The organism is Corynebacterium tuberculostearicum (genome assembly GCF_022347235.1).
Lineage (GTDB): Bacteria > Actinomycetota > Actinomycetes > Mycobacteriales > Mycobacteriaceae > Corynebacterium > Corynebacterium tuberculostearicum_F.
Genome location: NZ_JAKRDX010000039.1, coordinates 1 through 3,206, shown reverse-complemented (window position 1 = coordinate 3,206; position 3,206 = coordinate 1). Strand labels below are relative to the sequence as shown.

Here is a 3,206-nt window from a genome sequence, read left to right as displayed (position 1 = left end):
CCCTCGCTCGATGACATCGCGGCGCAACCCGACGTCCGCCACCTCGGCGCCCCCGCACCCGCCCCACAGGCCCCACACCTAGTAGAGCCCGCCCGAATCGTCGTCGCCGGCTCTGACGCCGCCCTCTCGGCCGTGCTCACCCGCCTCATGCGCTCCGACCGCCTCTGGGCCGAGGTCGCTTTCATCCCCGTCCCCTCGTCCGCAGCCTCCGCCCCCTCAACCACCGCGCCGGCCGCCGCCACTCCGTCCACCGCATCCGCGGCCGTCACGTCCGTGGCCGCGCAGAACTGGGGCCTTCCCGCCTCCCCGGCCGAGACCCTCGACTTCGCCCGCACCGCCCCGGTCCGCCCCGCGCCGCTCATCCGCAATGATTCCGGCCTCGCCGTCGCGGGCTCCGCCACCATCTCAGACGCCTCCAATGGCTCATTCACCGGCGAAGTCATCATCGACGACCACAACCTAGCCGCCTCATCCCCCAAAACCTTCGGTGCACGCCTCGTCCCGATGACCGATGCCCCCGGCATCCTCGCCGCCCGCGCCACCTCCCCCGTCGAGTCGCAGGGCCGCCTGCGCTCGCTCCTGCGCAAGCCCGGCCGACTCGACCCCGAATCCGTGCGCACCGGCCGCGCCGTCCAGGCCGGCGGCCCACAGCTGCGCGTCATCGTCGATTCCGTCCCCCACAAGCGCCCGGTGACCCGCGTGACGTTCTACCGCCACCTGCGCGATCTCCAGATCGTGCGCCCTTAGCCCCCGCGCGACGTCCTTGCCTCCGCGCGAGGACGCTAGTCCTCGCGCCCCCACACCTCCGGCGGATAGGCCGGATGCTGCGACGTCGGCACCAGGTGCGCCACGGCCGACTCCCGCGAGAGCCCGCACACCATGAGCATGTCGACCACGATGGAACGCGTCTGGCCCAAAATCATATAGGCCGATAACGTGCCGTCCTTGTCAATAATGTCTATCCCGGCGCGCCCACCCACGATGCGCAGACGCTGCACGAGGTCCGGAATCTCAATCGCTTCGTCGTGCCCGTGCTGTTTGCCTTGGCCGTAGAGCTCGCTGATGGCGAGCATGATTTCAGAAAGCTCATCGAGCAATTCCACCTGCTCGTCCGAAACCTTATCGCGGTCCTCCGTCAGGCCCAATGCCTGGCGGGAGAGCACGCGCACACCGCGCACCGCGTTATCTACCGGCATGAGGATGCGCTCCAGCGAGCGAATGCTGCGCCGCGATGCCCACAACAGCGGCGAGACCTCCGAGGCCTCCCTGCCTGACTGTGCCGCGCTCAGCAGGGTATTCACGCTGTCTTGCGTACCGCGGACCGCCTCGCGCGCATCGCGGATAACGGCGGGGTCTTGCTGGCGGATGCCATACGTGACGTCGGCAAGAATGCTCGAGGCAATTTTAAGCACCTTCGATACCTCGCGCCGCGCCTCCACCAACGGCGAATTGGGAATCAACGCGATGGTTATCAGGCCAATGCCCGAGCCAATCATCGCGTCGATCGCGCGGTGCAGGCCACCCGGGCCCTCCGTGGGTGGAAAAATCGTCGCAATCAAAATCGCGCCAAAGACAATCTGGTTAGTAATCAGCGGCGACTTGGTCAAAAACGAGCCCACCACCAGGCCCGCGCCCACAATGAAGAAAATCTGGAACGGCCCCTGCCCCACAATCTGGAAGAGCAGGTCGCCCACGGCCACGCCGATGATGCCGCCAATCGACATCTCCAGCGCCTTCTTCATCCTGTCCCCACCAGACATTCCCAGAATGATGACCGCGGAAATCGGCGCAAAGAACGGCTGCGGGTGCCCCACCACATCGCCGGCCACCCAGTACGCGAGCGCCGCGCCAATGGTCGCCTGGATGATGTAGACAAACCGCGAGCGGATGCGGTTGACCCGCGAGAGCACCGAGCGGTCAATCACCCGCAGCTTCTGCCGCGTTGAGACTCTTTCCTTCGCTTCCGACATGCCTTCCAGCATAGAAGACCGCCCTTACCATCGCCGCCGTCCCCGCGCATCTCGGCCGTCGGCCGGCTTGTGGATAGCTCTTGCCGACGCCCCCTTTTCCCCCACCTATCCACATTTTCCACCTTCCCGGCCGCGCACCGCTTGTTCGGCCCTCGCACGCCTTTTAGCTTCGGCCGTGTGAACACCGAATTCCTCTTGCTATGCCGCCGCGGCGTCGACCTCGTCGCCGAATTTCAGGGCTGCTCCGAAGACTCACTCCTCGAGGCCGGAGCCAGCCCCCTTCTGGCTGCCCAGCTCGCCCGCCTGCAACACGTCTACTTCGGCCGCACATCCAATAGCCGCAAGCAGCGCCTCGCCCGCGACGCCGCCCGCACCCGCGCTCACGACCTCGCCACACTCGATAGCATTGAGTCCTATACCCGCCGCGTGCGCGATACCAACCGCGCCTGGGACCTGCGCCTAGAGCTCTGTCGCACCGAGGCCCGCCTCATCCCTTCTGTGGCCAAGAAGCTCCTCAAGCAGCTCAATCCGCCCCGCCGGCCCGAGCCCGGCGTACGCTATACCCGCCGCCCCGACGGACCCCACACCATCTCCATTACGGCCGATCCCACCGATATCGCCGATATCAAGGGCGTGCTCTCCTCGGTCAACAAAGATGATCCCCTTGCCGCCGCCAAGAAGGTCCTCCTCGAGGGCAATCCCGGCGCGCTGCCGGCCGTGCACACCAATGTCATCCTCACCCTGGACCAGCTCGACCGCATCGTCGCCGCGCCTGCCGACGCCTCCGATATCACCCTCCAGCTCACCAACGGCGCCCGCATGACCGGCGCGCAGTTCGTCGCCCGCACCTTAGCCCAGCGCGGCTACGTCAGCCTGGTCCACCCCGAGCACGGTCCGGTGAACCTGTACCGCACCGAACGCATGGCCACGTGGAAACAGCGCATGCTCGCCGCGGCCGAGCATCCCGTGTGCGCGTGGCCGGGCTGCAATACGCCTGCCGACGACGCCCAAGTCCACCACCTCACCGCCTGGTCCGCCGGCGGGCCCACCAACCAAGAAAATCTGGTCACCTTGTGCGCGCACCACAACGCCGTCAACCAAGATGACCCCTCGCGGCCCACAGAGCGCGGCCGCATGGTGCGCATCGATGGCCGCGTCGCCTGGATACCACCGTGGAGCAACACCCCACGCTTCGTCCCCAGCCCCGCTAGGCCGCCAAACCCCGCCCCTAACCAC

3 protein-coding genes are annotated in these 3,206 nt (G+C 67.0%); 2 read left to right on the top strand and 1 reads right to left on the bottom strand.

The window, feature by feature from the left end:
• A partial coding sequence (locus MHK09_RS11545) for a hypothetical protein (protein ID WP_250413610.1) occupies positions 1 to 747 on the top strand: 747 nt, incomplete at its 5' end.
• A gap of 35 nt (positions 748 to 782) precedes the next feature.
• On the opposite strand, the gene MHK09_RS11540 is transcribed toward MHK09_RS11545, so the two are convergent.
• Entirely contained in the window at positions 783 to 1,982 is a 1,200-nt protein-coding gene (locus tag MHK09_RS11540) for an FUSC family protein (protein WP_250411981.1), read from the bottom strand.
• Between the two features lie 165 nt (positions 1,983 to 2,147).
• On the opposite strand from MHK09_RS11540, the gene MHK09_RS11535 reads away from it, so the two are divergent.
• Positions 2,148 to 3,206 (top strand): HNH endonuclease signature motif containing protein (locus MHK09_RS11535; protein ID WP_250413609.1); only part of this gene is annotated, 1,059 nt, incomplete at its 3' end.